The sequence below is a fragment of the Mitsuaria sp. MSU3D genome (assembly GCF_056867975.1).
Window position 1 is genome coordinate 281,223 of the sequence record NZ_CP200314.1, and the last position, 25,494, is coordinate 306,716.

At 67.8% G+C, this 25,494-nt stretch carries 28 protein-coding genes; 18 read left to right on the plus strand and 10 right to left on the minus strand.

Annotation, left to right across the window (positions count from 1 at the left end; translation table 11 throughout):
• Positions 1-20: 20 nt before the first annotated feature.
• Positions 21-605 carry a superoxide dismutase gene (locus tag AC1VNM_RS01315; RefSeq protein ID WP_377156454.1) on the plus strand — a complete coding sequence of 195 codons (585 nt, stop codon included), beginning with the start codon at positions 21-23 and terminating at the stop codon, positions 603-605.
• A 132-nt stretch (positions 606-737) separates the two neighbouring features.
• Here the strand turns inward: AC1VNM_RS01315 and AC1VNM_RS01320 are convergent, their stop codons facing one another.
• Positions 738-1,226 (minus strand): DUF192 domain-containing protein, encoded by a 489-nt coding sequence (locus tag AC1VNM_RS01320; RefSeq protein ID WP_483105596.1) that lies wholly within the window; start codon positions 1,224-1,226, stop codon positions 738-740.
• A 35-nt stretch (positions 1,227-1,261) separates the two neighbouring features.
• Between AC1VNM_RS01320 and AC1VNM_RS01325 the strand changes: the two genes are divergently transcribed.
• From AC1VNM_RS01325 to AC1VNM_RS01360, 8 genes are all read left to right on the plus strand, one after another.
• Complete coding sequence (locus AC1VNM_RS01325) at positions 1,262-3,589, plus strand: heavy metal translocating P-type ATPase (RefSeq protein WP_483105597.1); 2,328 nt, start codon at positions 1,262-1,264, stop codon at positions 3,587-3,589.
• A 14-nt stretch (positions 3,590-3,603) separates the two neighbouring features.
• Entirely contained in the window at positions 3,604-3,750 is a 147-nt protein-coding gene (ccoS, locus tag AC1VNM_RS01330) for a cbb3-type cytochrome oxidase assembly protein CcoS (protein WP_067269376.1), read from the plus strand.
• A 76-nt stretch (positions 3,751-3,826) separates the two neighbouring features.
• Positions 3,827-5,299: a cytochrome-c oxidase, cbb3-type subunit I gene (ccoN, locus tag AC1VNM_RS01335; protein WP_483105598.1), complete on the plus strand. Its 1,473-nt coding sequence runs from the start codon at positions 3,827-3,829 to the stop codon at positions 5,297-5,299.
• Positions 5,300-5,320: 21 nt separating this feature from the next.
• On the plus strand, positions 5,321-5,947 hold the full coding sequence (ccoO, locus tag AC1VNM_RS01340) for a cytochrome-c oxidase, cbb3-type subunit II (protein ID WP_377156446.1): 627 nt from the start codon (positions 5,321-5,323) through the stop codon (positions 5,945-5,947).
• 12 nt (positions 5,948-5,959) lie between these two features.
• The gene (locus AC1VNM_RS01345; RefSeq protein ID WP_377156444.1) at positions 5,960-6,133 is read left to right on the plus strand and encodes a cbb3-type cytochrome oxidase subunit 3; all 174 of its coding nucleotides are present in this window, start codon (positions 5,960-5,962) and stop codon (positions 6,131-6,133) included.
• Positions 6,126-7,028 (plus strand): cytochrome-c oxidase, cbb3-type subunit III, encoded by a 903-nt coding sequence (ccoP, locus tag AC1VNM_RS01350; RefSeq protein ID WP_483105599.1) that lies wholly within the window; start codon positions 6,126-6,128, stop codon positions 7,026-7,028. The genes AC1VNM_RS01345 and ccoP overlap by 8 nt, the downstream gene beginning before the upstream one ends.
• On the plus strand, positions 7,025-8,461 hold the full coding sequence (gene ccoG / locus AC1VNM_RS01355) for a cytochrome c oxidase accessory protein CcoG (RefSeq protein ID WP_483105600.1): 1,437 nt from the start codon (positions 7,025-7,027) through the stop codon (positions 8,459-8,461). The genes ccoP and ccoG overlap by 4 nt, the downstream gene beginning before the upstream one ends.
• 71 nt (positions 8,462-8,532) lie before the next feature.
• Positions 8,533-8,805 (plus strand): hypothetical protein, encoded by a 273-nt coding sequence (locus AC1VNM_RS01360; protein WP_377156440.1) that lies wholly within the window; start codon positions 8,533-8,535, stop codon positions 8,803-8,805.
• Positions 8,806-8,902: 97 nt separating this feature from the next.
• Here AC1VNM_RS01360 and AC1VNM_RS01365 read toward each other — a convergent pair whose 3' ends face one another.
• Positions 8,903-9,709, minus strand: a complete 807-nt coding sequence (locus AC1VNM_RS01365; protein WP_483105601.1) for a cyclic nucleotide-binding domain-containing protein — start codon at positions 9,707-9,709, stop codon at positions 8,903-8,905.
• A 92-nt stretch (positions 9,710-9,801) separates the two neighbouring features.
• Here AC1VNM_RS01365 and hemN point away from each other — a divergent pair, with 92 nt between their 5' ends.
• The 3 genes from hemN (at position 9,802) to icd (ending at position 13,409) form a co-directional block, all read left to right on the plus strand.
• Positions 9,802-11,304 (plus strand): oxygen-independent coproporphyrinogen III oxidase, encoded by a 1,503-nt coding sequence (gene hemN, locus AC1VNM_RS01370; RefSeq protein ID WP_483105602.1) that lies wholly within the window; start codon positions 9,802-9,804, stop codon positions 11,302-11,304.
• On the plus strand, positions 11,258-12,046 hold the full coding sequence (locus AC1VNM_RS01375; protein WP_483105603.1) for an urease accessory protein UreH domain-containing protein: 789 nt from the start codon (positions 11,258-11,260) through the stop codon (positions 12,044-12,046). The genes hemN and AC1VNM_RS01375 overlap by 47 nt, the downstream gene beginning before the upstream one ends.
• A gap of 109 nt (positions 12,047-12,155) precedes the next feature.
• Positions 12,156-13,409: an NADP-dependent isocitrate dehydrogenase gene (gene icd, locus AC1VNM_RS01380; protein ID WP_279759129.1), complete on the plus strand. Its 1,254-nt coding sequence runs from the start codon at positions 12,156-12,158 to the stop codon at positions 13,407-13,409.
• A 183-nt stretch (positions 13,410-13,592) separates the two neighbouring features.
• Here the strand turns inward: icd and AC1VNM_RS01385 are convergent, their stop codons facing one another.
• The gene (locus AC1VNM_RS01385; RefSeq protein WP_483105604.1) at positions 13,593-13,754 is read right to left on the minus strand and encodes a hypothetical protein; all 162 of its coding nucleotides are present in this window, start codon (positions 13,752-13,754) and stop codon (positions 13,593-13,595) included.
• Positions 13,706-14,521, minus strand: a complete 816-nt coding sequence (locus AC1VNM_RS01390; protein ID WP_483105605.1) for a hypothetical protein — start codon at positions 14,519-14,521, stop codon at positions 13,706-13,708. Before AC1VNM_RS01390 ends, AC1VNM_RS01385 begins: the two co-directional genes overlap by 49 nt.
• 551 nt (positions 14,522-15,072) lie before the next feature.
• Between AC1VNM_RS01390 and AC1VNM_RS01395 the strand changes: the two genes are divergently transcribed.
• Positions 15,073-15,480: a hypothetical protein gene (locus tag AC1VNM_RS01395; RefSeq protein WP_377156429.1), complete on the plus strand. Its 408-nt coding sequence runs from the start codon at positions 15,073-15,075 to the stop codon at positions 15,478-15,480.
• Between the two features lie 32 nt (positions 15,481-15,512).
• Positions 15,513-16,382 carry an OmpA family protein gene (locus AC1VNM_RS01400; protein ID WP_483105606.1) on the plus strand — a complete coding sequence of 290 codons (870 nt, stop codon included), beginning with the start codon at positions 15,513-15,515 and terminating at the stop codon, positions 16,380-16,382.
• Between the two features lie 224 nt (positions 16,383-16,606).
• Here the strand turns inward: AC1VNM_RS01400 and AC1VNM_RS01405 are convergent, their stop codons facing one another.
• Positions 16,607-16,921, minus strand: coding sequence for a cold-shock protein (locus tag AC1VNM_RS01405; RefSeq protein ID WP_377156425.1), 315 nt, complete (start codon positions 16,919-16,921; stop codon positions 16,607-16,609).
• A gap of 165 nt (positions 16,922-17,086) precedes the next feature.
• Between AC1VNM_RS01405 and clpS the strand changes: the two genes are divergently transcribed.
• On the plus strand, positions 17,087-17,452 hold the full coding sequence (gene clpS, locus AC1VNM_RS01410; protein WP_377156424.1) for an ATP-dependent Clp protease adapter ClpS: 366 nt from the start codon (positions 17,087-17,089) through the stop codon (positions 17,450-17,452).
• Positions 17,449-19,773, plus strand: coding sequence for an ATP-dependent Clp protease ATP-binding subunit ClpA (gene clpA / locus AC1VNM_RS01415; RefSeq protein WP_377156422.1), 2,325 nt, complete (start codon positions 17,449-17,451; stop codon positions 19,771-19,773). Before clpS ends, clpA begins: the two co-directional genes overlap by 4 nt.
• Positions 19,774-19,955: 182 nt before the next feature.
• Here clpA and AC1VNM_RS01420 read toward each other — a convergent pair whose 3' ends face one another.
• The 5 genes from AC1VNM_RS01420 to AC1VNM_RS01440 all read right to left on the minus strand — a co-directional run bounded on the left by AC1VNM_RS01420 (position 19,956) and on the right by AC1VNM_RS01440 (position 23,290).
• Positions 19,956-20,747: a M90 family metallopeptidase gene (locus AC1VNM_RS01420; RefSeq protein ID WP_483105607.1), complete on the minus strand. Its 792-nt coding sequence runs from the start codon at positions 20,745-20,747 to the stop codon at positions 19,956-19,958.
• Positions 20,744-21,562, minus strand: coding sequence for a UDP-2,3-diacylglucosamine diphosphatase (locus AC1VNM_RS01425; protein WP_483105608.1), 819 nt, complete (start codon positions 21,560-21,562; stop codon positions 20,744-20,746). Before AC1VNM_RS01425 ends, AC1VNM_RS01420 begins: the two co-directional genes overlap by 4 nt.
• A gap of 17 nt (positions 21,563-21,579) precedes the next feature.
• Positions 21,580-22,083 carry a peptidylprolyl isomerase gene (locus AC1VNM_RS01430; RefSeq protein WP_431102432.1) on the minus strand — a complete coding sequence of 168 codons (504 nt, stop codon included), beginning with the start codon at positions 22,081-22,083 and terminating at the stop codon, positions 21,580-21,582.
• Between the two features lie 12 nt (positions 22,084-22,095).
• The gene (locus tag AC1VNM_RS01435; protein WP_377156415.1) at positions 22,096-22,671 is read right to left on the minus strand and encodes a peptidylprolyl isomerase; all 576 of its coding nucleotides are present in this window, start codon (positions 22,669-22,671) and stop codon (positions 22,096-22,098) included.
• Between the two features lie 73 nt (positions 22,672-22,744).
• Positions 22,745-23,290, minus strand: coding sequence for a tetratricopeptide repeat protein (locus tag AC1VNM_RS01440; protein ID WP_377156414.1), 546 nt, complete (start codon positions 23,288-23,290; stop codon positions 22,745-22,747).
• A 153-nt stretch (positions 23,291-23,443) separates the two neighbouring features.
• Here AC1VNM_RS01440 and cysS point away from each other — a divergent pair, with 153 nt between their 5' ends.
• Complete coding sequence (gene cysS / locus AC1VNM_RS01445) at positions 23,444-24,841, plus strand: cysteine--tRNA ligase (RefSeq protein ID WP_483105609.1); 1,398 nt, start codon at positions 23,444-23,446, stop codon at positions 24,839-24,841.
• Complete coding sequence (locus AC1VNM_RS01450; RefSeq protein ID WP_377156412.1) at positions 24,841-25,494, plus strand: DNA-3-methyladenine glycosylase family protein; 654 nt, start codon at positions 24,841-24,843, stop codon at positions 25,492-25,494. The genes cysS and AC1VNM_RS01450 overlap by 1 nt, the downstream gene beginning before the upstream one ends.

The following is a 25,494-nucleotide window of genomic DNA, read 5'->3' on the forward strand; positions in this document are numbered from 1 at the left end:
CCACCGATTAGGAGTCCCTCATGGAACACGTCCTGCCCGAGCTGCCCTACGACAAGAAGGCGCTGGAGCCGCACATCAGCGCCGAGACGCTGGAGTACCACCACGGCAAGCACCACAAGGCCTACGTGGACAACCTGAACAACCTGCAGAAGGGCACCGAGTTCGAGAACAAGACGCTGGAAGAGATCGTCAAGACCTCCAGCGGCGGCATCTACAACAACGCCGCGCAGATCTGGAACCACACCTTCTTCTGGTCCTGCCTGAAGCCCAACGGCGGCGGCGCGCCGACCGGCAAGCTGGCCGACGCGATCAACGCCAAGTGGGGCAGCGTCGACGCCTTCAAGGAAGCCTTCCAGAAGAGCGCCGTCGGCAACTTCGGTTCCGGCTGGACCTGGCTGGTGAAGAAGGCCGACGGCTCGGTCGACATCGTCAACATGGGCGCCGCCGGCACCCCGCTGACGACCGGCGACACGCCGCTACTGACCATCGACGTGTGGGAACACGCCTACTACATCGACTACCGCAACGCGCGTCCGAAGTTCGTCGAGACCTTCCTGAAGAGCCTGCTGAACTGGGACTTCGCCCAGGCCAACTTCGGCAACTGACCCACCGGCGCCCGCTCCGCGGGAGCCGATGAAGGAACGGCCCGGGATCGCTCCCGGGCCGTTGTCATTTCAGCGTCCGGATCGCAGGGGATCCGACGCCGCGGGAGTCGCCCCTCGAGGCCGGCGGCGCGATCACTTGGGCCAGGGGCCGCCGCGCAGCTTCGCGCCGGCCTTGAGGCCGCGCTTGTCGAACCAGCCCTTGTTCATTTCGAGCACGTAGCGCACCGGCTTGGTCGAGCAGTGCGAGGTGTCGGACAGCGGCTGCATCTCCACGACGTTGACGATGGTGCCGTCGTCGGCGACGAAGGCGGCCGACAACGGGATCAGCGTGTTGCGCATCCAGAAGCACTGCTGCGACGGCTGCTCGAAGATGAAGATCATCCCGGCGTTCTGAGCCATCTCCTTGCGGGCCATCAGGCCGATGGCGCGCTGCTCGTCGGTGCGGGCGACCTCGGCATGGATCAGGTGCATGCCGGCGCCGAGCTCGACCACCGGCAGTCCGGTCTGGGGGATCTGCTGGGCCGCCGCCGGACCGGCCGCCGTCAGGGCGGCCATCGACAACACGGTCGACAGGAGGGTCGAAAGAACGACGGACGATGCCGCTTGTTTGATATTGAGCATGTTGTCACCTCAAGGTTTGGCGGATTATCGCGGCCATGTTGCCCGCCCCAGCCGCCTCGGTGTCCGCCGGTGCCCTGGGCGCCGATGCCGGACGCGCCAATCGCCCCGGTCCCGACGCAGCGCTGACGCGCGCCCGGTTCCGGTTGTCGGGCCTGCATTGCGCGACCTGCGCAGGTCTGGTCGAGTCCCTCCTGCTTGCGCAGCAGGGCGTGCGATCGGCCGAGGTCCAGCCGTCGACCCAGACGCTGGTGCTGGACTGGCGACCGGCGCTCGTGACGCTCGAGCAGCTGCGGCAGTCGCTCGCGCCCGCCGGCTACGACTTCGTGCCCGACGTCGCCGGGCCGGCGCGCGACCTGCGGCGGCGCGAGCATCGCCAGGCGCTCTGGCGTCTGTTCGTCGCCGGCTTCCTGATGATGCAGGTGATGATGCTGGCGTGGCCGTCCTACGTCGCCGCGTCAGGGGAGCTTGAGCCCGACCAGGCCGCGCTGCTGCGCTGGGGCCAATGGGTACTGACGCTGCCGGTGATGCTCCTGGCCGCAGGACCGTTCTTCCGCGCGGCGCTGAGTCAGCTGCGCGGACGGCGCCTCGGGATGGACGTGCCGGTGGCGCTGGGCCTGGCCGTCGCCTTCGTGGCCGGCAGCGGCGCGACGCTGGACCCCGGCGGCTCGTTCGGGCACGAGGTCTTCTTCGATTCGATCACGATGTTCGTGACCTTCCTGCTCGGCGCGCGGTATCTGGAACTGCGCGCGCGTCATCGCGCGGCGGCGGCGATCGAACAGGCCACGGAAGCGCTGCCGGAGGAGGTCGAACGGCTGGGGCCGGACGGCACGGCGGAACGCGTGGCGATCGAGGCGCTTGCGGTCGGCGACCGGGTGCGCGTCGCCGCGGGGCAGCGCGTGCCGGCCGATGCGGTCGTCGAGGCCGGCAACGGCGCGGCCGACGAGTCGCTGCTGACCGGCGAGGCGCGCCCGGTGGCGAAAGCGCCGGGCGATGCCGTGCTCGCCGGCAGTCTGAATCTCTCCGGCGTGCTCACGCTGCGCGTGCGCCACGTCGGCGAGCAGACTCGTCTGGCAGGCATCCGCCAGTTGATGGCGCAGGCGTTCCAGGACCGGCCGGCGATGCTGCGCACGGCGGACCGCGTCGCGGGCTGGTTCCTCGCGGCGGTCCTGTTGCTCGCCGGCGTGGCCGCGCTCGTCTGGCAGTTCGTCGATCCGTCGCGGACGGTCGCGGTGGCGGTGTCGGTGCTGATCGTGACCTGCCCCTGCGCCCTGTCGCTGGCGGCGCCCGCGGCCTGGGTCGCGGCCGCCGGCGCGCTGGCGCGGCGCGGTCTGCTGCTGTCGCGGCTCGACGCCATCGAGTCGCTCGCCGACGTCGACCGGATCGTGATGGACAAGACCGGCACGCTGACGGACCCCGCACCCTGTCTGCGACGCGTGCGGCCCGATGCTGAGAATGCCGATGCCGATGCCGATGCCGATGCCGATGCGGAGGAGGAGGCCAAGACGGCGGCCGCGGTGCTGGCCGCAGCCTCTCATCATCCGCTGTCGCGCGCGCTGGCAGCGTCGCTCGCCGAGCCACCCCCGATCGATGACGGGTGGGCGATCGAAGAGTTCAGCAACCGGGGTGTCGAAGGCCGCGATGCCTGCGGACATCGATGGCGGCTGGGATCGCCGCATTGGGCGGTCGAAGCGGGCCCGATATCAAGCCCGACGCCAGGCCCGACACCGGACCCGTTCGACGCACAGATCGTCCTGGCCTGCGACGGTGTCGTCCGCGCCGCCTGGCACGTCGATGAACACCTGCGCGCTGGCGCGACGGCGTCGATCGCCGGATGGCAGGCCATGGGCGCCACGGTCGAACTGCTGTCGGGTGATACGCCCGCGCGCGTCGAAGCCGTCGCGAAGCAGGCCGGGATCGCGCGTTGGCGCGGCGGCGCCACGCCGGAGGACAAGCTCCAGCACGTGATCGCGTTGCAGTCGCGCGGCCATCGTGTGCTGATGATCGGCGACGGCATCAACGACGCGCCTGTGCTCGCGCGGGCGCAGGTATCGATCGCGATGGGACAGGGCGCCGACCTCGCGAAAGCGCGCGCCGACGCGGTGCTGACTGCCGATCGCCTCGACGCGATCACCGTCGCGCTGACCCTGGCGCGATGCACGCGCCGCGTCGTGCGCCAGAACCTGGCCTGGTCGGCGCTCTACAACGCCGTGTGCGTGCCGATGGCGCTGATCGGCTGGCTGCCGCCGTGGGCCGCGGGCCTGGGCATGGCCACGAGCTCGCTGCTCGTCGTCGCCAATGCGGCCCGACTGGGCCGCGATGCGACGGGGTCCGCGGTGATCGTCCGCCGATCGATCGACATCTGAAGGACGCTGCCGCGATGGACATCCTCTATCTGCTGATCCCGTTGTCGGTGGTGCTCGTGCTGCTGGTGCTGGCCGTGTTCGGCTGGGCCGTGCAGGACGGTCAACTCGAGTCGCTGGACCGGGAAGGTCAACGAATCCTCGAGGACGACGCGCAAGCTTGACGCGTATCAACACGCGCTTCGGAGCGGCGCCGAACAATCCTTGCCATCGGCGCAGCAAGCGCCTCGAGGAGCCAGCATGGCAAGCAGATCAGGGTCGGAGGGAGGACGCGCCATCACGGCCGGTGATGCGCCCAGTTATGAGGACGGCGTGGTCCGCGCGTTCTCGCTGGCCGCGGTGTTGTGGGGCGTGGTGGGGATGCTGGTCGGCGTGATCATCGCCGCGCAGCTCGCCTGGCCGGAACTGAACTTCGGCATCCCCTGGCTCAGCTACGGCCGGCTGAGGCCGTTGCACACGAACGCGGTGATCTTCGCCTTCGGCGGCTGCGTGCTGATGGCCACAGCCTTCCACGTCGTCCAACACACCTGCCATGTGCGGCTCTTCGCGCCGGCCCTGGCGTGGTTCACCTTCTGGGGTTGGCAGCTGGTGATCGTGCTCGCCGCGATCACGTTGCCGATGGGCCTGACGACCGGCAAGGAATACGCCGAGCTCGAATGGCCGATCGACCTGTTGATCGCCGTCGTCTGGGTGTCCTACGCGATCGTCTTCTTCGGCACGATCGGCGTGCGGCGCGTGCGCCACATCTACGTCGCCAACTGGTTCTTCGGCGCCTTCATCATCGCCGTCGCGCTGCTGCACATCGTCAACAGCGCGGAGATCCCGGTCTCGCTCACGAAGAGCTACTCCGCCTATGCCGGCGTGCAGGACGCGATGGTGCAGTGGTGGTACGGCCACAACGCGGTTGGCTTCTTCCTGACGGCGGGCTTCCTCGGGCTGATGTACTACTACATCCCCAAGCAGGCCAACCGGCCCGTCTACAGCTACCGGCTCTCCATCGTCCACTTCTGGGCGCTGATCTTCACCTACATGTGGGCGGGGCCCCACCACCTGCATTACACCGCGCTGCCCGACTGGGCGCAGAGCGTGGGCATGCTGTTCTCGCTGGTGCTGCTGGCGCCTAGCTGGGGCGGGATGATCAACGGCGTCATGACGTTGAGCGGTGCGTGGCACAAGCTGCGCGACGACCCCATCCTGAAGTTCCTGATCGTCGCGCTGTCGTTCTACGGCATGTCGACCTTCGAGGGACCGATGATGTCGATCAAGACCGTCAACGCGCTCTCGCACTACACCGACTGGACCGTCGGCCACGTGCACAGCGGCGCGCTGGGCTGGGTGGGCTTCATCTCGATGGGGGCGCTGTACCACCTGATCCCGCGCATGTACGGCCGCATCGACATGTACTCGAAGCGCGCCATCGAGCTGCACTTCTGGATCGCCACGCTGGGCATCGTGCTCTACATCGCCGCGATGTGGATCGCCGGCGTGATGCAGGGCCTGATGTGGCGCGCGGTGAACCCGGACGGCACGCTCACCTGGACCTTCGCCGAAGGCGTCAAGGCCACCTATCCGTTCTACGTGGTGCGCCTGCTCGGCGGCCTGCTGTACCTGGGCGGCATGTGCCTGATGGCCTGGAACGTCGTGATGACGGTCCGCGCCGGCCGGCCGGCCCGCCACCCCATCCCCGGCGCCGCGCTCGCGGCCGCCGCCTGATCGCATCGACAGGAGCACGCCATGGCCAACACCCATGCCCGCCCCGCCGGTCACGAGCGCATCGAGACCAGCAATTTCCTGATGATCGTGCTGGTGCTGCTGACGGTGATCGTCGGCGGCATCGTGGAGATCGTCCCGCTGTTCTTCCAGCGCTCGACCACGCAGCCGGTCGAACACCTCAAGCCCTACACGGCGCTGCAGCTCGCCGGTCGCGACGTCTACATCCGCGAGGGTTGCTACAACTGCCACTCGCAGATGATCCGGCCGCTGCGCGCGGAGACGCTGCGCTACGGCCACTACTCGATGGCCGGCGAGTTCGTCTACGACCATCCCTTCCAGTGGGGCAGCAAGCGCACCGGGCCGGACCTCGCGCGTGTCGGCGGCAAGTACAGCGACGAGTGGCACCGCCTGCACCTGACCAACCCGCGCGACCTGGTGCCCGAGTCCAACATGCCCGCCTATGCCTGGCTGGCGGGCGCGGCGCTCGATCCGAAAGAGCTGGCGCCCAAGATGCGCGGGCTGCGGATCGTCGGCGTGCCCTACAGCGACGAGCAGATCGCCCAGGCGGGCGACGAGGTCAAGGGACACACCGAGATGGACGCGGTCGTCGCCTACCTGCAGGTGCTGGGCACCGCGCTCAAGCCCTGATCGGAGGACCCCATGCCCGACATGGATCTGAATGCATTGCGCTCGGCGGTGACCGTGGTGTCGCTGCTGGTGTTCGTCGGCATCGTCGTCTGGGCCTATGCCCGGCACAACCGCGAACGTTTCGAAGACCTGGGCGCGCTCGTCCTGACGGGCGAGGACGCGCCGCGAGGAGGTCGTCATGAGTGATTTCGTTTCAAACGGCTGGTCGCTGTTCGTCGCCGCGGCGACCGTGCTCGGCCTGGTGCTGTGCCTGGCGCTGCTGATCATCGCCAGCCGCCGCAAGGTGATGGCCGAGGACAACTCCACCGGCCACGTCTGGGACGAGGACATCCGCGAGCTCAACAACCCGCTGCCGCGCTGGTGGATGGTGCTGTTCGTGCTGACGGTGGTGTTTTCGGGGCTCTACCTGGCGCTCTATCCGGGCCTTGGTGCGTACGCGGGCTCGCTGAGCTGGTCCAGCACCGGGCAGTACGAGGCCGAGCAGGCACAGGCGCGCGTGGCCATGCACACGATCTACTCGAGATTCGACGGCAAGCCGGTCGAGTCGCTGGCGGCGGATCCGCAGGCCCAGGCCATCGGCGAGCGGCTCTTCGCCAACAACTGCGCGACGTGCCACGGTTCCGATGCCAAGGGCTCGAAGGGCTTTCCCAACCTGACCGACAACGACTGGCTCTACGGCGGCAGCGGCGACACGATCGTCCAGACCATCACGCAGGGGCGTGAAGGCACGATGCCGCCGATGGCCACGGCGGTCGGCAATGGCGAGGACGTGCGCAACCTCGCGCACTACGTGCTGAGCCTGTCGGGCAGTCCGCACAACTCGGTGGCGGCGGCGCTCGGCAAGTCCAAGTTCAGCGCCTGCGCGGCCTGCCACGGCATGGACGGCAAGGGCAACCAGGCGCTGGGCGCGCCCAACCTGACCGACAAGGTCTGGCTGCACGGGTGGGGCGAGTCCGCCATCGTCGCCATGGTCAACAACGGCAAGCACAGCCACATGCCCGAGCACGGCTCGCGCCTGAGCCCGGAACAGATCCGCGTCCTCGCCGCGTATGTCTGGGGCCTGTCCCATGAGCGGCCATGAGCGGCCCTGAACGGCGAGCGGTTTCGCTCTACGAAGCCGAAGCGAAGATCTACCCCCGTGCCGTGCACGGCTGGTTCGCCGTGTGGCGCTGGGCGCTGGTGTGGGCCACGCAACTGCTGTTCTACGGTCTGCCGTGGCTGCAGTGGAACGGACGCCAGGCGGTGCTGTTCGATCTGGAGGCGCGCCGCTTCCTGATCTTCGACCTGATCCTCTACCCGCAGGACTTCATCTACCTGACGGCGCTGCTGGTGGTGTCGGCGTTCGGGCTGTTCTTCTTCACGGCGGTGGCGGGACGGCTGTGGTGCGGCTACGCCTGTCCGCAGACGGTCTACACCGAGATCTTCCTCTGGATCGAGCGCCACACCGAAGGCGACCGCGCCGCGCGCATCCGGCTCGACCGCGCCGGCTGGACCTTGGAGAAGCTGCTGCGCAAGGGCGGCAAGCACGCCGCGTGGCTGGCGGTGGCGCTGTGGACGGGCTTCACCTTCGTGGGCTACTTCGAGCCCATCCGCGCGCTGGGCGGCAACGCGGCCGCGTTCGCGCTCGGCGGGTGGGAGCTCTTCTGGGTGCTGTTCTACGGCCTGGCGACCTACGGCAACGCCGGCTACCTGCGGGAGCAGGTCTGCAAGTACATGTGCCCGTACGCGCGCTTCCAGAGCGCGATGCTCGACCGCGACACGCTGATCATCAGCTACGACACCGCGCGCGGCGATCCGCGCGGCCCGCGTTCGAAGAAGGCAGACCCGTCGGTCATGGGCCTCGGGTCCTGCGTCGATTGCCAGCAGTGCGTCCACGTCTGTCCGACCGGCATCGACATCCGCCGGGGGTTGCAATACGAATGCATCGGCTGTGCCGCGTGCATCGACGTCTGCAACGACGTGATGGACAAGTTCGGCTACGAGCGCGGATTGATCCGCTATGCGACGCAGAACGGCATGCGCCATCGCTGGACGGCGGCTCAGCAGTGGCGTCGCGTGCTGCGGCCCCGCGTGCTGGTCTACGGCGCGATCCTGCTGCTGGTCTCGGGCGGTCTGGTCTGGAGCCTGGCCGTCCGTCTGCCGTTCAAGGTCGACGTCGTGCGCGATCGTGCGACGCTCGCGCGCGAGGTCGACGACGGCGTGGTCGAGAACCTCTACCGCCTGCAGCTGATGAACGCCGCGGAATCGACGCAGCGCTTCGTCGTGGATGTGCGGGGCATCGATGGCCTTCGCGTGGCCTCGCCGTCCGGGGAGTTGGCGCTCGGGCCCGCGGAGGCGCGCTGGGTCACCGTCGCGCTGCGTCTGCCGCCTGAGGTCGCGCGTGAACTCGGTCCCGGCGCGCATCCGATGCGCTTCGCCGTCCGACGGGTTGCGCCGCCTGGCGCGTCGATGGGCCCCGTCGATGCCACGGAGCGCGAGCTGCTCGAGAAATCGACCTTCGTCGTGCCGCGATGAGCGCGGCCGCCTTCCCCTTTCCTCCATTCCCCTTTCCCCTTTCTCTCTTTGCCTCTTCATCAGGAGCGGATATGACCCCCACACGCCTGAACGACGCCGATCTCCCTGCCAGCGGTCCCTGGTGGCGACACCCGACGATGTGGCTGGTCGTCGGTGGCCCGAGCATCGTGGTGGTGGCCTCGATGGCGACGCTGACGCTCGCCATCGTGCATCCCGACCCGGTGGTGCATTCGACGAGTGCGGTCGATCGCAGTGGCGTCGCTGCGGACGAGATCAGCGACCCTGCCACGACGCCCGCGCTGAAGGCACGCAACCATGCGGCGACGGGCGGACAGTCGCGCTGAGGTCGCCATGCTCGATGACGTCGATGACGTCGATGACGTCGATGACGTGGATCCCGTGGCTGACGTTGGCGATGTCGCCGACGTCGCCGATGCGCCGCTAGGCGGTGCGCCGGACCAGCTGCAGCAGCTGTCGTGGCTTGAGCACGCGCACCTCGCGCGCCCGCACTTCGAGCAGGCCATCGTCCTGCATCCGGGAGAAGGTGCGGCTCACCGTCTCCAGCGTCAGGCCGAGGTAGCTGCCGATCTCATCGCGGGTCATCCGCAGGACGACGCTCGACGACGAGAAGCCGCGCGCCCGCAGCCGCCGCATCAGGTTGATCAGGAAGGTCGCCACGCGCTGTTCGGCGCGCACCGACCCGAGCAGCATCATCACGCCCTGGTCGCGCACGATCTCGCGGCTCATCAGGCGGTGGAACTGTCGACGCAGCCGGTCGACCTCGCGGGTGATGTCCTCGATGCGGCCGTAGGGCACGACGCAGATGTGCGAGTCCTCCAGCGCCACCGCCTGGCTGGCGTAGGCGCCGCTGAAGATGCCGTCGAGGCCGAGCATCTCTCCGGCCATGTGGAAGCCGGTGATCTGATCGCGGCCGTCCTCCGCCGAGGCCGAGGTCTTGAAGAAGCCGGTGCGCACGATGTAGAGGGCGTCGAACGGATCGCGGGGCTTGAACAGCACCGTGCCCCGCGTGACATGCCGGCGGTCCGAGACCATGCGCTCGAGCTGATGGACGTCGGCGGCCGGCAGTCCCGTCGGCAGGCAGACCTGCCGCACCGTGCAGGTCGCGCAGGTGATCCGGGTCGTGTCGGGCGGCGCGGACAGCACGGGCCGCGCAGGCGCGGGCGCCGAAGCGGGAGGAGGGGGTGGGGCGGGCAAGGTGGTGGCGCTCGGCATGAGATCGTCGGACATGCGAGGAAGCGGCGGATTCTTTGCCGGGGCATCGACGCCGGCAATGACATCAATCAATGACGCTTTGCCAACAAAGGGTGAGGATGGCGCCCATGTGCCCTGACCCGACCCCCTGGGACTGCAGCATCCCCGATGCCGATCTGCTGCGCCGCTTCGACATCGCGGGACCGCGCTACACCTCGTACCCGACGGCGGACCGCTTCCACGCGGGCCTCGATGCCGAGCGCCACGGCGAGATGCTGGCGCTGCGCGCCTTCGGCCCCGCGGCGCGGCAGCCGATGTCGGTCTACGTGCACATCCCATTCTGCGAATCGGTCTGCTACTACTGCGCCTGCAACAAGGTGGTCACGCGGCACCGTGAGCGCGCGGCGGCCTACGTCGACGCACTCGAGGTCGAGATGGGCCTGGTGCATCGCCGGCTCGGCGATCGCGGGCTGGTGTCGCAGCTGCACTTCGGCGGCGGCACGCCGACCTTCCTTGCCGATCGCGAGCTGTCGATGCTGATGGCGCTGCTGCGTCGCCATTTCCGCCTGGCCGCGGATGCCGAGATCTCGATCGAGGTGGACCCGCGCACCATCGACGTCGCGCGGCTGCGTCATCTGCGCGCCTTGGGCTTCAACCGGCTGAGCTTCGGCGTGCAGGACTTCGACCCCGACGTGCAGCGCGCCGTGCATCGCGAGCAGAGCCTGGAGAGCGTTGCCGCGTTGATCGGCGCCTCGCGCGACCTGGGGTTCCGCTCGATCAACGTCGATCTGATCCACGGCCTGCCGCTGCAGACGCCGACCTCGTTCGCGCGCACGATCGAACAGGTGGCGACGCTGCGGCCCGATCGCATCGCGCTCTACGGCTACGCGCACCTGCCGCACCGCTTCAAGCCGCAGCGGCGCATCGAGCCCGCCGCGCTGCCGCCGCCCGGGGACAAGCTGCGCATGCTGTCCGGCGCGATCGCAGGCTTCCTCGCGCGGGGCTACAGCTACATCGGCATGGACCACTTCGCGCTCGCGGACGATCCGTTGGCCGTCGCGAAGCGGGAAGGGCGCCTGCATCGCAACTTCCAGGGCTACAGCACGCAGCCGGACTGCGACCTCGTGGCGCTGGGCGTCTCGGCGATCTCGAAGCTGGGCGCCTCGTTCGCGCAGAACGTGAAGACGCTGCCCGAGTACTACGCGGCCTTGCGCGAGGGCCGGCTGCCGGTGGAGCGCGGTCTGGTCCTCGACCAGGACGACCTCGTGCGGCGTGACGCGATCATGGCGCTGATGTGCCAGGGGCGGCTCGACTTCGAGCCGATCGAGCGCTCGCACGGGATCGTCGCGGCCGAGTACTTCGCGGGGGAGCTCGATCGTCTGCGCCAGATGGCGGCGGACGGACTCGTCACGATCGAGCCGAGCGCGGTGCAGGTGACGCCGATGGGATGGTTCTTCGTTCGGGCGGTCGCCATGGTGTTCGACCGGTACCTGAGGCCGGGAAGCACCGCGGGCGCATCGTTCGCGACCTCGGCGACCTCGGCGACGACGCCGATGAGCGCCGCCGATGCGATGAGCGCCGCCGATGGCGCGTCGGTCGAGTCGCCGGTGCGTTTCTCGCGCATCTTCTGAAGTCGAAGGACGGATACGGGATGCTGTCGCTCGCGCTTGCCGGGACCGCGCTCGTGATGGGTGCCGCCGGCAGCCTCCATTGCGCGGCGATGTGCGTCGCGCCGTGTGCGGCGGTGACCGGCGGCCGGCGCGGCGGAATGGCCGCCTTCCACGGGGGAGGCTGCTGGGCTACGCGGCGGCCGGGGCCATGGTCGCGGCCAGCGTCGGCGGCCTGCTGCGTTGGGAGGCGACCTCCGGGGCCTTGCGGCCGCTGTGGCTGATGGTGCATCTCGCGGCGCTGGCGATGGGGGCGTTCCTCTTCTGGCGCGCGGAGCCGCCGCGGTGGGTGCTGCGACTCTGGACGACCCGGGCGCCGACGGCGGTCGGGATTCCGGTCGCGTCGCTCGGCGCAGGCGCCGTCGCGTTGTCTCCCGTGCGCACGGCCGGCGCCGGTCTGGCCGGACTGGCTTGGCTGGCCTGGCCCTGCGGGTTGCTGCATGCCGCGCTGACCGTCGCGGCGCTCGCGGAAGGCCCCTGGCAGGGCGCCGGCGTGATGGCGGCCTTCGCGCTCGGCTCATCGCCGGGCTTGCTCGCCGGTCCCTGGCTGCTGGCCCGCCTGGGCGGCGCGGGGATGCGGGGCGGTCCCGCGGGCGGCTCGGGTGTGCGAATGGCAACCCGTCTGTCCGGCGCGATGCTGGCGGCGGGGTCGCTCTGGGCGCTCGGTCACGGCCTGTGGGCGCAGATCCGCGCGTTCTGCGGCTGACCGTCCCAGGGACATGGTCCGGGCATCAGCCGATTGAAAGTTTCGCTGTCATAGAATCGGCGCTTCCGGTTTACCCCAAACCACCCACGCGACTCGCGGAGACGACTCCATGTACCAGCACATCAAGGTGCCCGAGGGCGGCCAGAAGATCACGGTCAACGCCGACTTCTCGCTCAACGTTCCGAACAACCCGATCATTCCTTACATCGAGGGTGACGGTACCGGCTTCGACATCACCCCGGTGATGATCAAGGTGGTGGACGCGGCCGTGGCGAAGGCTTACGGCGGCGCCAAGAAGATCCACTGGATGGAGATCTACGCCGGCGAGAAGTCGACGAAGGTCTACGGCCCCGACGTGTGGCTGCCCGAAGAGACGCTGACGGTCCTGAAGGACTACGTGGTCTCGATCAAGGGCCCGCTGACGACGCCGGTCGGCGGCGGCATCCGCTCGCTGAACGTCGCGCTGCGCCAGGAACTGGACCTGTACGTCTGCCTGCGCCCGGTGCGCTGGTTCGAAGGCGTGCCGTCGCCGGTCAAGGAACCGCACAAGACGGACATGGTCATCTTCCGTGAGAACTCGGAAGACATCTACGCCGGCATCGAATTCGAAGCCGAGAGCGAGAAGGCCAAGAAGCTGATCAAGATCCTGCAAGAGGAATTCGGCGTCAAGAAGATCCGCTTCCCGGAGACCTCGGGCATCGGCGTGAAGCCGGTGTCGCGCGAAGGCACGGAGCGTCTGGTCCGCAAGGCCATCCAGTACGCGATCGACAACGACAAGCCGAGCGTCACGATCGTCCACAAGGGCAACATCATGAAGTTCACCGAAGGTGGCTTCCGTGACTGGGCCTACGCCCTGGCCCAAAAGGAATTCGGCGCCGAGCTGATCGACGGCGGCCCGTGGTGCAAGTTCAAGAACCCGAAGACCGGCAAGGACATCGTGGTCAAGGACAGCATCGCTGACGCGTTCCTGCAGCAGATCCTGCTGCGTCCGGCCGAGTACTCGGTCGTGGCGACGCTGAACCTGAACGGCGACTACATCTCCGACGCGCTGGCGGCTCAAGTCGGCGGCATCGGCATCGCCCCGGGCGCGAACCTGAGCGACTCCGTCGCCATGTTCGAAGCCACCCACGGCACGGCGCCGAAGTACGCGGGCAAGGACTACGTGAACCCCGGTTCCGAGATCCTGTCGGCTGAAATGATGCTGCGTCACATGGGCTGGACGGAAGCGGCCGACCTGATCATCTCGTCGATCGAGAAGTCGATCCTGTCGAAGAAGGTCACGTACGACTTCGCCCGCCTGCTGGACGGCGCGACGCAGGTGTCGTGCTCGGGCTTCGGTCAGGTGATGATCGAGAACATGTGATCGTTGCAGGCCCGGCGGCTTCGCCGGGCTCCGGTCAAAAACCCCAGTGCGCGAAAGCGCCTGGGGTTTTTTCATGTCGAGACGATCCGTGGGCTCACGCGCTCTCCCTTGTCAGGATTGAGTCAGAGCGGGTCAGGCGCGGCCAGGGTCAGGTGTTGACGACCGGCCGCAGGCAAAAGTGGCTCAGCTTTCGGTCGGCCGCTGATAGCGTGGCTTGAGATCCATCATCAGGAGCCGGCTGGTGGCGCCTTCAGGCATGCCACCGTCCGCCATGATCTTGTTCTTGAGGGCCACTATCAGGTCGAGCTTCTTATCGGGATCCGGCTGGTCGTGGATGGCCTGCACGGCCTCCGGATGTTTCTCGACTGCACCGGAAATGAAGTCATGGAGTTCGGGAGACACTGTCTTCGCCGGTGCCGGCCTATGCGAAGTGCCAGCCTGCATGGCGAGAAGCTCCGGCGGCATCGAGGGGGAATCGTCGCGACTGGGACCAGAGCCACCTTGGAAATGGCGCCTGGGTTGACCTTGCGGTCGCCACTCATGCTATTCACGAAATCCCCATCGTGGGCACTGGCAGCGTTGCTCGCGGCGTCCCACGACTTTCCTGTTTCGCGCGTTCCCTCCTTGAACCCGGCGCCTTGCGGTGCCACCACGGCGTACATGACATTGGTCTTGTCGGGCTTGACGTAGTCGTCGACGGGACGGATGGACGTGTAGAGCCCGGATCCGTGAATGTTCATTCCGGCAACGCCGCCACCCAGGCCGTGATTTGCATCGGCAGAAAAGCCTTGATTCCGGATCGCGTCGGCGTTTTCCTGAGTGGTGACGTGATAGCCGAACACTTGGACAGGCCCGTGCTGGCCTTGCAACGCGTCCTTGATTGTCGATTCGATCTCCGTGGCCTGCCCCTTGGTCGGAACCCGCGAGTACATCGGAAGACCGGGAACGTCGATCACCTTTCCGCCGAGTTGGCTGGCTCCGGCGGCATGCGATGAGATGGCGCCGATCTGCGATGCCTGTGCCGTCGTGGCTGATGCCAGGTGCTCGGTGCGGGGTGGCAGGACGGCGTTCTGTCTCATTCGCTTCGCCGGTTGATCCGCCGCCATGTCCATGTCATCAGCCAGGCGCTTTGTCGCGGGCGAGCCGGCGGACAGCGGCAGGGATGGCTTGCGACTGGGGGCTGCGGCAAGGCCCGACAGTTCATATGAGCCTGGTGGCCGGGCAGCGCCAGCTTCTCCCGATGGCGAGCGATTGAGCGGATTCGATTGCTGAGTCTGGCCAATCTGAGGGCTCGTCGTTGGCGCGTCACTGTGAAGCTTCATTGAAGTGCCCCCGGGGCAAATGGTCTTGCCTCATGGTGTCGGCCTTTCGGAGCGCACTGTCGTGCGCACGCGAAGCTGGCTACGAGGAGGCGAATCCAGCATTCGGCTGGATCTTTGGTTCGTGCGGACGCATCAGCCGCTCCTGCACCAACATCCTGGCGCCCCAGCGGGGCTGCAGCGAGAACGCGGCATCTGGGGATGACCCGGGAGGAACTATTGATGCCACGCATCCGCAGTGGAGCTGGCTGACGGGGTTCTGCTTCCTGAAGACGGTGGCCTGACCGTCGGCGCGGGACCCGCGCTTGCCTGTCCATGAACATCCAGACATCAAAGGATTGTTCATGCGACACCAACCCTTACTCCGCTCGCCCAGGAGCGTCCTCATCGCCGCGGGCGTTCTCGCCGTCGCCGCGCTGACCGGATGCTCGACCAACAAGGTCGAGACCGCCTCGCAGGTCGGCGAGAGCCGCGGTGCCCTCGATGCCGCGCAGACCAGCATCGGTGCCGGCGATTCGCCCGACCTGGTCGTGGCCCGCGCACGCCTGGCTGAAGCCCAGGAGGCCCAGAAGAAGGGCGATCACGCGCTCGCCCGCCGCAAGGCCGACGAAGCCGAGGCCGCCGCCTCGTTGGCGCGTTCCAAGTCCGCGCGCGACCGCTCCGAGAAGGCCGCTGCCGAACTCGACCGCAGCCTCTCGACCTTGCGCGAGGAGCTCAACCGAGGTCCGGCCTCTGCCGCGCCCAACCGTTGACCTGTCAGCGACTTCCACTCTGAGGAGACATCATGAATCGATATTGGAATTTCGCTGGCGGACTCACGGCCCTGGCGCTGGCCGCCTGCTCGTCGGTGCCCGTTCCCCACGCGGGCCTGGAAGCAGCGAAGCGCGACTACGCGCAAGCGAGCAGCGATCCGAACACCAGTCGCTACGCCGCGACGGAGCTCGCCAAGGCCAGGGAATCCCTGGACCGGGCCGACTTCGCCTGGCGGGAGCGCAAGGACCCGTCTGAGCTGGACAGCGCCGCCACGATCGCTTCCCAACGTGCGCAGACGGCGATCAACCTGGGCGCCGCGCGCGCCGCCGACGCCAAGGTCGAATCGGCCGGCCTCGAACGCGAGCGCCTGCGCGCGGAGGTCCGCACCCGTCAGGCCCAGGTCGCACAGGGACAGGCTCAGGTCGCGCAAGGCCAGGCGGCCACTGCGGAGGCCGCCGCCATGGCTGCTTCCGAGCGCGCCAACCGCCTGCAGCGCGAGCTCGCGGAGATCCAGGCCAAGCCGACGCCGCAAGGCCTCGTCGTCATGCTGCAGGACGTCCTGTTCGACACCGGCAGGGCGACGCTGAAGGAAGGCGCCTACAGCCGCCTCGACACCTTGTCCTCGGCGCTGCGCAACCACCCGGAACGCCGCATCCTGATCGAGGGCTTCACCGACAGCACGGGCAGCGCCGAGAGCAACCTCGCCCTGTCCCGGGCGCGGGCAGAGTCGGTGCGGGATGCGCTCGTGAAGCGCGGCGTCGCCGCTGGGCGGGTCGATGTGCGCGGCAACGGGGAAGCGCGCCCGGTAGCCTCCAACGCTGACGCCGCCGGGCGCCAGCAGAACCGGCGCGTGGAGATCGTGTTCTCCGACGAGCGCGGCGCGTTTGCAGGGGTACGTTGAAATCGGTAGGTCCGGGCGGGGAATCGGGCGTCCCGGCGCCTGGTTTCTCGAGCGAGTCCTTGACCGATCCTGGGTCGATGTTTCCTTCTGACCACAGGCCGGCCCGGTCGCCTGGCCGGCCGCCAACCGCGCTGGTCGGTCGGCCGGTGGCCGCCCGCCGCCGGAATGCAGAAAGCCCGCTTGCGCGGGCTTTCTTGCGTGCGATCCAGATCAGCGGGGGTTGTTCAGGCCGCTGCCTGCTGCCCGGCGTGGGCGTCCGCCATCAGCGGAATCCCGATCGGCGCGTCCAGGGGCGCCTCGATCGCGTCGCCGCCGTCGCCACCGTCCATGGGACGGATGTTCTGCGCCAGCTGGCCCTTGGGGCCTTGCACCAGCTCATAGCTCACCTTGCCGCCTTGCTTGAGCGTCCGGAAGCCGTCCATCTGAATGGCTGAGAAGTGCGCGAAAACGTCGCCTCCGCCTTGTTCGGGTTCAATAAAGCCAAACCCTTTGGCATCGTTGAACCACTTGACCGTGCCTGTTGCCATGTTCTTCTCCATCCCGGTGTCTTTCTCGCACCGGGGCGGATTCTCAAATCCGTGTCAAGTCAGTGTCAATTGAGGAACTCCCCGGGGTACGGAGCCGCGAAGGTGACAAACTCGGGGCATTGACAGGCGGAAGCCTGTCCCCATGTAGGGTGCTCCCGCTGTTTATAGAATCGGTTCATGCCATTGTTTGCCCAACAGCCCCCACCCGCGGGACCGCCCGGCCCTCAGCCGCCGGGTCCGGAGGACGGTGGGAATTCGACCACCCTGGAGCGTGTCGCTCAGAAGACGGAGCCGCCGCGCCTGTACCAGGTGCTGATGCTCAATGACGACTTCACACCGATGGAGTTTGTGGTGATGGTCTTGCAGGAGTACTTCCGCCATGACCTGGATACGGCCACCCAGATCATGTTGAAGATCCATCACGACGGTCGTGGCGTCTGCGGTGTTTTCACCAAGGATGTCGCGGCCACCAAGGTCGAAATGGTGCTGGCGGCCGCACGGCGCGCCGGTCACCCCCTGCAGTGCATTATGGAGGCCGCATGATTGCGCAAGAGCTTGAAGTCAGCCTGCACATGGCGTTTGTCGAAGCGCGCCAGCAGCGCCACGAGTTCATCACCGTGGAACACCTGCTGATGGCGCTGCTGGACAACCCGTCCGCGGCGGAGGTGCTGCGCGCATGCGCGGCGAATATCGAGGACCTGCGCAAGTCGCTTGCGCAGTTCATCAAGGAGAACACGCCGACCGTCGGCGGCACCGACGAGGTGGACACCCAGCCCACGCTGGGATTCCAGCGCGTGATCCAGCGCGCGATCATGCACGTCCAGTCGACCGGCAACGGCAAGAAGGAAGTGACCGGCGCCAACGTGCTGGTCGCGATCTTCGGCGAGAAGGACTCCCACGCCGTCTACTACCTGCACCAGCAGGGCGTGACGCGGCTGGACGTCGTCAACTTCATCGCCCACGGCATCAAGAAGAGCGAGCCGCCCGAGCCCCCGAAGGGCCCGGAAGGCAACAGCGGCGAGTCCGAGCGCGAGGAAGGCGAGGGCGGCCAGGGCCAGGGCGGCGGCAAGGGCAGCCCGCTCGAGCAGTTCACCCAGAACCTCAACCAGCTGGCCCGCGACGGCAAGATCGATCCGCTGATCGGCCGCGAGCTCGAGGTCGAGCGCGTGGTGCAGGTGCTGTGCCGCCGCCGCAAGAACAACCCGCTGCTGGTCGGCGAGGCCGGCGTGGGCAAGACCGCGATCGCCGAAGGCCTGGCCTGGCGCATCACCGAGGGCCAGGTGCCCGACGTGCTGGCCGAGGCGGTGGTCTATTCGCTGGACATGGGCGCGCTGCTGGCGGGCACCAAGTACCGCGGCGACTTCGAGCAGCGCCTCAAGGCGGTGATCAAGCAGCTGAAGGACCAGCCCGGCGCGATCCTCTTCATCGACGAGATCCACACCCTGATCGGCGCCGGCGCGGCGTCGGGCGGCACGCTGGACGCGAGCAACCTGCTGAAGCCGGCGCTGTCGTCGGGCCAGCTGAAGTGCATCGGCGCGACGACCTTCAGCGAGTACCGCGGCATCTTCGAGAAGGACGCGGCGCTGTCGCGGCGCTTCCAGAAGATCGACGTGGTCGAGCCGACCGTCGACCAGACTGTCGAGATCCTCAAGGGCCTGAAGTCGCGCTTCGAGGAGCACCACAGCGTCAAGTACGCGCTGACCGCGCTGCAGGCCGCTGCGGAGCTCTCGGCCAAGTACATCAATGACCGTCACCTGCCCGACAAGGCCATCGACGTCATCGACGAGGCTGGTGCCGCCCAGCGCGTGCTCCCGAAGAGCAAGCAGAAGAAGACGATCACCCGCGCGGAGGTCGAGGACATCGTCGCCAAGATCGCGCGCATTCCGCCGGCCTCGGTGTCGTCGGACGATCGCGGCAAGCTCAAGAGCCTGGACCGCGACCTCAAGAGCGTGGTCTTCGGCCAGGATCCGTCCATCGACGCGCTGGCCGCGGCCATCAAGATGGCGCGCTCGGGCCTGGGCAAGCCGGACAAGCCGATCGGTTCCTTCCTGTTCAGCGGCCCGACGGGCGTGGGCAAGACGGAAGTCGCCAAGCAACTGGCCTACATCCTGGGCATCGAGCTGATCCGCTTCGACATGTCCGAGTACATGGAGCGTCACGCCGTCAGCCGCCTGATCGGCGCGCCTCCGGGCTACGTGGGCTTCGACCAGGGCGGTCTGCTGACCGAGGCGATCACGAAGAAGCCGCACGCGGTGCTGCTGCTCGACGAGATCGAGAAGGCGCATCCGGACGTCTTCAACGTGCTGCTGCAGGTCATGGACCACGGCACGCTGACCGACAACAACGGACGCAAGGCCGACTTCCGCAACGTGATCATCATCATGACCACGAACGCGGGCGCGGAGGCGATGACCAAGTCGACGATCGGCTTCACGACCAAGCGTGAGCAGGGCGACGAGATGGCCGACATCAAGCGCCTGTTCACGCCGGAGTTCCGCAACCGCCTGGACGCGATCGTCAACTTCGGCGCGCTGAACGAGGACATCATCCTGCGGGTGGTGGACAAGTTCCTGCTGCAGCTCGAAAGTCAGCTGGCCGAGAAGAAGGTCGAGGTCACCTTCAGCGACGCGCTGCGCAAGCACCTCGCCGCCAAGGGTTTCGATCCGCAGATGGGTGCCCGTCCGATGCAGCGCCTGATCCAGGACACGATCCGTCGCGCCCTGGCCGACGAACTGCTGTTCGGTCGCCTGATCGACGGCGGCCGCCTCAGCGTGGACGTCGACGACAAGGGCGAGGTCCAGTTGGACATCACGCCCAACAAGAAGGACAACAAGCCCAAGTCCGAGCCCGCCACGGCGGACTGACCCCGCAACACCTGACCCCTAAAGCCCGCTCACGCGGGCTTTTTCATTGGTGTGGTGCTCGATGTATCGCATCAAGGGAACCCGGGCCCCGTCTCCGCAGCTTAAGGAGGGAATTTGTCGGCCGGGGCGGCCGACAAAGGAGGGAGACGGAGGAGACGGGGCCCGGGTTCCCTTGATGTTGCTCAGCCGTGTGCCGGGTCTTGCCTGAAGAACCCGGCGAGGAGGCGATAGAGGCGCGGCTGCTCTGCGAGCAGCTCGCGAGGCGCGACGAAGAAGGCTTCGACGGCGACGGCGAAGAACTCTTCGGGGGCTTCCGCGCCGTAGGGATCGATGAGCGTCGCGACGCCCGCGTCGACCTGATCGCAGAACCAGTGCCACTCGGCTTCCATCGTCGCTCCCCACTGCAGCCGCAGCGCGGGATCGTCGATGGTCGGTGCGCCGTCGGGTTCGCCGTCGCGCATGTCGAGCACGTGCGCGAACTCGTGGATCACGACGTTGTAGACGGAGTCGTGGCCCTCGACGCGCTCGGTGGCCTCGGGCGCGATCTCGCTCCAGGCGAGCATCAGCGGCCCGCCTTCCATGGCTTCGCCGGCGAGCGTCTCGTCGTATTCGTGGACGACGCCGTCCTCGTCCATCGTCTCGCGCGCGGCGACGACCTCGCCCTCGTGCATCACGATGCCGACGAAGCCGTCGTACCACTCGAGCCCCAGGCGCAGCACCGGCAGGCAGGCCTGCGCGGCCACCGCCACCGCGACCTGATCGGTCACCTCGAAGCCATTGACGCCGTGGAACTCCTTGGCCGCCAGGAAGAGCGAGCACAACCGGCGCAGCTCGGTGCGGTCCGCATCGCTGCGGCGGGCGATGAAGGGGTACTGCGTGAGCGTGAGTTCCCACAGCGGGTCGGGAATCGCGAACTGATCGAGCAGCTTGCGCTCGCGGCGATCGCGCCAGCGTTGGAGCAGGCCGCCAATCATGATGCGAGGGTGACCTCGATGGCCGATGTCATCGGGGCAATCCGGCGCAGGCCGTCGGCATCGAGGACGAAGACGTCGCCGCGACCGCCGCCAGGGCCGCCATGGTCGTAGTCCCAATCGGACAGCACGGCGCGCGTGAGCCCGTTGCCGAGATCGTGCAGTGCGGGCCGGTGCGTATGGCCGTGGATCAGCGTGCCGCAGCCCGAGGCGCGCAGCCACGCGCGCGCCGCGTCGTCATCGACATCCGCCCAGGTGGACGGATCGGACTGATGCATCCGGCTCCTCGCGCGCAGGTGGCGCGCCAACGCGCGCCGCGCGAAGAGCGGCATCGCACGCAGCGCCGCCAGCACGTCGGGCCGACGCACCACCGCGCGGGCCTTCAGATAGCCGACGTCGCCCAGGCAGAGCTGATCGCCATGGCTCAGCAGCCACGAACGCCCGAACGCCTCCAGGCGGGTCGGATCGGCGAGCAGCCGCATGCCGGCATCCGCCGCCATCGCCTCGCCGAGCGCGAAGTCGCGGTTGCCATGCATGAAGAAGAGGGGTTTGCGCGAGGACACCTCGCGCAGCAGATCGAGCGCGAACTGCTCGAAAGTGCCGGCCTGCCAGCGCGCGTCGTCGCCGATCCAGGCCTCGAAGATGTCGCCGAGCAGGAAGACCGCGTCGGCCGGCGTTGCCGCCAGGTGCGCGCGGAACCGCGCCAGCGTCGCCGGCATGTCCGGCGACAGGTGCAGGTCGGAGAGCAGGTCGATCCGCCGCCAGCCGCCCGCCGCCCGCAGCGGTACCAGGGGCACCACCGCACGGGGCAGCGGCAAGGCGACGGACCCGGGACTCACTCGACCGCGACGGCGCGCTCGATGATCACCGGATCGACCGGCACATCGTCGTGGAAGCCCGAGCGGCTGGTCTTGACCTTCTCGATCTTGTCCACGATGTCCTGGCCGCCGACGACCTTGCCGAACACCGCGTAGCCCCAGCCCGACGGGCTTTCGCTCTTGAAGTTCAGGAAGTCGTTGTCGACCGTGTTGATGAAGAACTGGGCGCTGGCCGAGTGCGGCGCGTTCGTGCGCGCCATCGCCAGCGTGTACTTGTCGTTCTTCAGGCCGTTGTTGGCCTCGTTCTGGATCGGGGCGTCGGTCGGCTTCTGCTTCATGCCTTCCTCGAAGCCGCCGCCCTGGGCCATGAAGCCCTTGATGACGCGGTGGAAGATCGTGCCGTCGTAGTGGCCCTTGGCCACGTAGGCCAGGAAGTTCTCGACGCTCTTGGGGGCCTTCGCGTCATCCAGCTCCACGGTGATCAGACCATGGTTGGTGTGCAGTTCGACTTTCTTGCTCATGTCGTCAACTCCTTATTTCTCGACGGTGGCCTTGTTGATGAGGACGGGGGTGTTGGGCAGGTTCTGGAACGCCGGGTTCTTCGGCGACGGCGCGGTCGGCACCGCGCGGATCTTGTCCACGACGTCCATGCCCTCGGTGACATAACCGAACACGGCGTAGCCGCGTCCATCGGACGCGTAGCCCGGGTCCAGTCCCGGGTTGTCCACGGTGTTGATGAAGAACTGCGAGGTCGCCGAGTTCGGGTCGTTCGTGCGCGCCATCGCGATCGAGCCGCGGATGTTCATCAGGCCGTTGCCGGCCTCCAGCGGGATCGGCGCGCGCGTCGGGCGCTGCTTCAGGTCGGGCGTGTAGCCGCCGGTCTGGATCATGAAGTCGCCGATGACGCGATGGAAGATCACGCCGTTGTAATGGCCGGCCTTCACGTAGGCGAGGAAGTTGGCGACCGACTTCGGCGCCTTCTCCGCGTCCAGCTTGATCGTGATGTCGCCGGCGGTGGTGCTCAGCTTGACGACCTGGGCCTGGGCGAACGAGGCCGCGAGGCCCAGCACGGCGGCGCCGGCGGCGAGCAGGAGTTTGGATGTCCGCATGGTCCTGATGTCTGTGTGGGGAACGGTGGAAGGGGCGGTGTTCGACGACGCGCCGTCGGCGCGCCGCCCGCGATCATCGCGCCTGGACGCCCTTGGCGTTGTTGAACGCTGTGACGCGTTGCAACTTGACCTTCAGCGCGGTGTCGTCGCCGAGCGCCTGCTTCAGTGCGCGTTCGTAGGACTGCTGGGCCAGGCGCATCAGCACGTCGCCCATGTTCTCCTGCGCCTGCGCGTGGTCGGGCTGCAGGTCCAGGGCGCGGGTCAGCGCCTGGCGGGCCGCCTCGTACTCGCCGCGCGCGGCGTGGATGACGGCCAGGTTGTTGTACGGATCGGCGAGGTCGGGGAAGTCCTCGGTCAGGCCGGTGAAGAGCGCGCGGGCGCGCTCGAGCTGCTGCTGCTCGAGCAGCATCGTGCCCAGCGCGAAGCGCAGGCGCGGGTCGTCGGGCGTGGCTTTCAGGCCGGTCTCGGCGGTCTGGATCGCCTGGTCGCGTTTGCCGGCGGCCCACAGGGCCTGCGCGTCGTCGAGCGTCGCGGCATGCGTCAGGGTCGCGCCGGTCAGCGCCAGGGCGACGCAGCAGAAGCGGATCAGGGCGGGAAGTCTTGACGGAAGTCTTGGCATGGGGTCGGGCCGCTATACTGCCGGGCATTCTAGAGCGAGCTTTCGTCTCCCGCTCGCCTCCCGGCCGGCTCTCCGGCCCACCCGCACCGCACCGTCCGAACTGTCGATTGCGCCGCCCCTCGCGACCCGTCGCCAGCGCGGCGCGAGCCCCGTATGTCTTCCTTGCGCATCTACAACACGCTGGACCGCCAGCTCCAGGACTTCCAACCGATCGAGCCGGGCAAGGTCCGCATGTACGTCTGCGGCATCACGGTCTACGACCTGTGCCACATGGGCCATGCGCGCATGAACATCGCGTTCGACGTCGTCTACCGGTGGCTCCAGGCCAGCGGGTTCGACGTCACGTACGTGCGCAACATCACCGACATCGACGACAAGATCATCCGTCGCGCGCTCGAACGCGGCATCACGATCGGCCAGCTCACCAGCGACACCATCGCCGCGATGCATCGCGACTTCGACGCGCTGGGCATCGCCAAGCCGACGCATGAGCCGCGCGCCACCGAGTACGTCCCGCAGATGCTGGACATCATCGGCAGGCTCGAGACCAAGGGCCTGGCCTACCAGGCCGACGGCGGCGGCGACGTGAACTACGCGGTGCGCAAGTTCGACGGCTACGGCAAGCTCAGCGGCAAGTCGCCGGACCAGCTGCGCGCCGGCGAACGCGTCGCGGTCGACGACGGCAAGCGCGATCCGCTGGACTTCGTGCTGTGGAAGTCGGCCAAGGCCGACGAGCCCGTCGAGGCCAAGTGGGCCAGCCCCTGGGGCGAAGGCCGCCCGGGCTGGCACATCGAGTGCTCGGCCATGAGCTGCGCGCTGCTGGGCGAGCGCTTCGACATCCACGGCGGCGGCATGGACCTGCAGTTCCCGCACCACGAGAACGAGATCGCACAGAGCGAAGGCGCCTTCGGCCACTTCGTCAATTACTGGCTGCACAACGGCTTCCTGAACATCGACGGCGAGAAGATGTCCAAGAGCCTGGGCAACTTCTTCACCATCCAGGAAGTGCTGGAGAAGTTCGACGGCGAGTCGATCCGCTTCTTCATGTTGCGCACGCAGTACCGCAGCCCGTTCAACTTCAGCGATGTCAGCCTGGACGATGCGCGCACCGCGCTGCGCCGGCTGTACACGGCGCTGGACGCGGTCGCGCCGGCGGACGTGACCATCGATTGGACGCAAGGTCCGGCGGTGGCGTTCAAGGCCGCGATGGACGACGACTTCAATACGCCGGGCGCGTTGGCCGTGCTGTTCGAACTGGCCAACCAGGTCAACCGCGACCGGTCCGCGCAGGACGCCGGTCTGCTGAAGGCGCTGGGCGGCGTGCTGGGCGTGCTGCAGCAGGCGCCGAAGACCTTCCTGCAAGCCGGCGCGGGCCTGGACGAGGCCGCGATCGACGCGCAGATCGCCGCGCGCGCCGCCGCCAAGGCCGGCCGCGATTTCGCCGAGGCCGACCGCATCCGCAAGGCGCTCGCCGAACAAGGCATCGAGCTGAAGGATTCCCCGACCGGCACGACCTGGGTTCGTGCATCGAAGGTTGGAGAGCAGGCCTGATGGCGCGTGTGGCGACCGCCGGGGTGACCCCGGACTATTGGGACGAAGCCTGCAGACATCTGGTCAAGCGCGACCGGGTGATGAAGAAGCTGATCCCGCAATTCGGCGAGGCGCGGCTGCAGAGCCGCGGCGACGCGTTCACGACGCTGGCGCGTTCCATCGTCGGCCAGCAGATCTCGGTGAAGGCGGCGCAGAGCGTGTGGGACAAGTTCGCCGAGCTGACCTCGGGACCGTCCAACCGCATCAAGCCGACCGAGGTGCTGAGCCTCGACAAGACCGCGCTGCGCGCTGTCGGGCTGTCGGTGCGCAAGGTCGAGTACCTCAGCGACCTGGCCCAGCATTTCGAAACCGGTCAGGTCCATGTGCGTCAATGGGCGCAGATGGAAGACGAAGCCATCATCGACGAGCTGGTCGCGATCCGCGGCATCGGTCGCTGGACGGCGGAGATGTTCCTGATCTTCCACCTGATGCGGCCGAACGTGCTGCCGCTGGACGATCTGGGACTGCTGAAAGGCATCAGCCAGCATTACTTCAGCGACGAACCCGTGTCGCGCGCGGAGGCCCGAGAGCTGGGCGAGGGCTGGGCCCCGTATCGCTCGGTGGCCACATGGTACATTTGGCGGAGCCTCGATCCGCTACCCGTGGATTACTGA

Excerpts from the sequence above, each read along its gene's own strand:
- AC1VNM_RS01315 (WP_377156454.1), top strand. The coding sequence starts at position 21 with ATGGAACACGTCCTGCCCGAGCTGCCCTACGACAAGAAGGCGCTGGAG.
- clpS (WP_377156424.1), top strand. The coding sequence starts at position 17,087 with ATGCCATTGTTTGCCCAACAGCCCCCACCCGCGGGACCGCCCGGCCCT.
- AC1VNM_RS01400 (WP_483105606.1), top strand. The coding sequence starts at position 15,513 with ATGAATCGATATTGGAATTTCGCTGGCGGACTCACGGCCCTGGCGCTG.
- ccoG (WP_483105600.1), top strand. The coding sequence starts at position 7,025 with ATGAGCGGCCCTGAACGGCGAGCGGTTTCGCTCTACGAAGCCGAAGCG.
- AC1VNM_RS01395 (WP_377156429.1), top strand. The coding sequence starts at position 15,073 with ATGCGACACCAACCCTTACTCCGCTCGCCCAGGAGCGTCCTCATCGCC.
- AC1VNM_RS01405 (WP_377156425.1), bottom strand. The coding sequence starts at position 16,921 with ATGGAGAAGAACATGGCAACAGGCACGGTCAAGTGGTTCAACGATGCC.
- AC1VNM_RS01360 (WP_377156440.1), top strand. The coding sequence starts at position 8,533 with ATGACCCCCACACGCCTGAACGACGCCGATCTCCCTGCCAGCGGTCCC.
- AC1VNM_RS01420 (WP_483105607.1), bottom strand. The coding sequence starts at position 20,747 with ATGATTGGCGGCCTGCTCCAACGCTGGCGCGATCGCCGCGAGCGCAAG.
- AC1VNM_RS01375 (WP_483105603.1), top strand. The coding sequence starts at position 11,258 with ATGGCGCGTCGGTCGAGTCGCCGGTGCGTTTCTCGCGCATCTTCTGAA.
- AC1VNM_RS01390 (WP_483105605.1), bottom strand. The coding sequence starts at position 14,521 with ATGGACATGGCGGCGGATCAACCGGCGAAGCGAATGAGACAGAACGCC.
- AC1VNM_RS01440 (WP_377156414.1), bottom strand. The coding sequence starts at position 23,290 with ATGCCAAGACTTCCGTCAAGACTTCCCGCCCTGATCCGCTTCTGCTGC.
- AC1VNM_RS01430 (WP_431102432.1), bottom strand. The coding sequence starts at position 22,083 with ATGAGCAAGAAAGTCGAACTGCACACCAACCATGGTCTGATCACCGTG.
- AC1VNM_RS01345 (WP_377156444.1), top strand. The coding sequence starts at position 5,960 with ATGCCCGACATGGATCTGAATGCATTGCGCTCGGCGGTGACCGTGGTG.
- ccoS (WP_067269376.1), top strand. The coding sequence starts at position 3,604 with ATGGACATCCTCTATCTGCTGATCCCGTTGTCGGTGGTGCTCGTGCTG.
- AC1VNM_RS01325 (WP_483105597.1), top strand. The coding sequence starts at position 1,262 with ATGTTGCCCGCCCCAGCCGCCTCGGTGTCCGCCGGTGCCCTGGGCGCC.
- AC1VNM_RS01320 (WP_483105596.1), bottom strand. The coding sequence starts at position 1,226 with ATGCTCAATATCAAACAAGCGGCATCGTCCGTCGTTCTTTCGACCCTC.
- AC1VNM_RS01435 (WP_377156415.1), bottom strand. The coding sequence starts at position 22,671 with ATGCGGACATCCAAACTCCTGCTCGCCGCCGGCGCCGCCGTGCTGGGC.
- AC1VNM_RS01365 (WP_483105601.1), bottom strand. The coding sequence starts at position 9,709 with ATGTCCGACGATCTCATGCCGAGCGCCACCACCTTGCCCGCCCCACCC.
- hemN (WP_483105602.1), top strand. The coding sequence starts at position 9,802 with ATGTGCCCTGACCCGACCCCCTGGGACTGCAGCATCCCCGATGCCGAT.
- icd (WP_279759129.1), top strand. The coding sequence starts at position 12,156 with ATGTACCAGCACATCAAGGTGCCCGAGGGCGGCCAGAAGATCACGGTC.
- clpA (WP_377156422.1), top strand. The coding sequence starts at position 17,449 with ATGATTGCGCAAGAGCTTGAAGTCAGCCTGCACATGGCGTTTGTCGAA.
- AC1VNM_RS01450 (WP_377156412.1), top strand. The coding sequence starts at position 24,841 with ATGGCGCGTGTGGCGACCGCCGGGGTGACCCCGGACTATTGGGACGAA.
- ccoN (WP_483105598.1), top strand. The coding sequence starts at position 3,827 with ATGGCAAGCAGATCAGGGTCGGAGGGAGGACGCGCCATCACGGCCGGT.
- cysS (WP_483105609.1), top strand. The coding sequence starts at position 23,444 with ATGTCTTCCTTGCGCATCTACAACACGCTGGACCGCCAGCTCCAGGAC.
- ccoO (WP_377156446.1), top strand. The coding sequence starts at position 5,321 with ATGGCCAACACCCATGCCCGCCCCGCCGGTCACGAGCGCATCGAGACC.
- ccoP (WP_483105599.1), top strand. The coding sequence starts at position 6,126 with ATGAGTGATTTCGTTTCAAACGGCTGGTCGCTGTTCGTCGCCGCGGCG.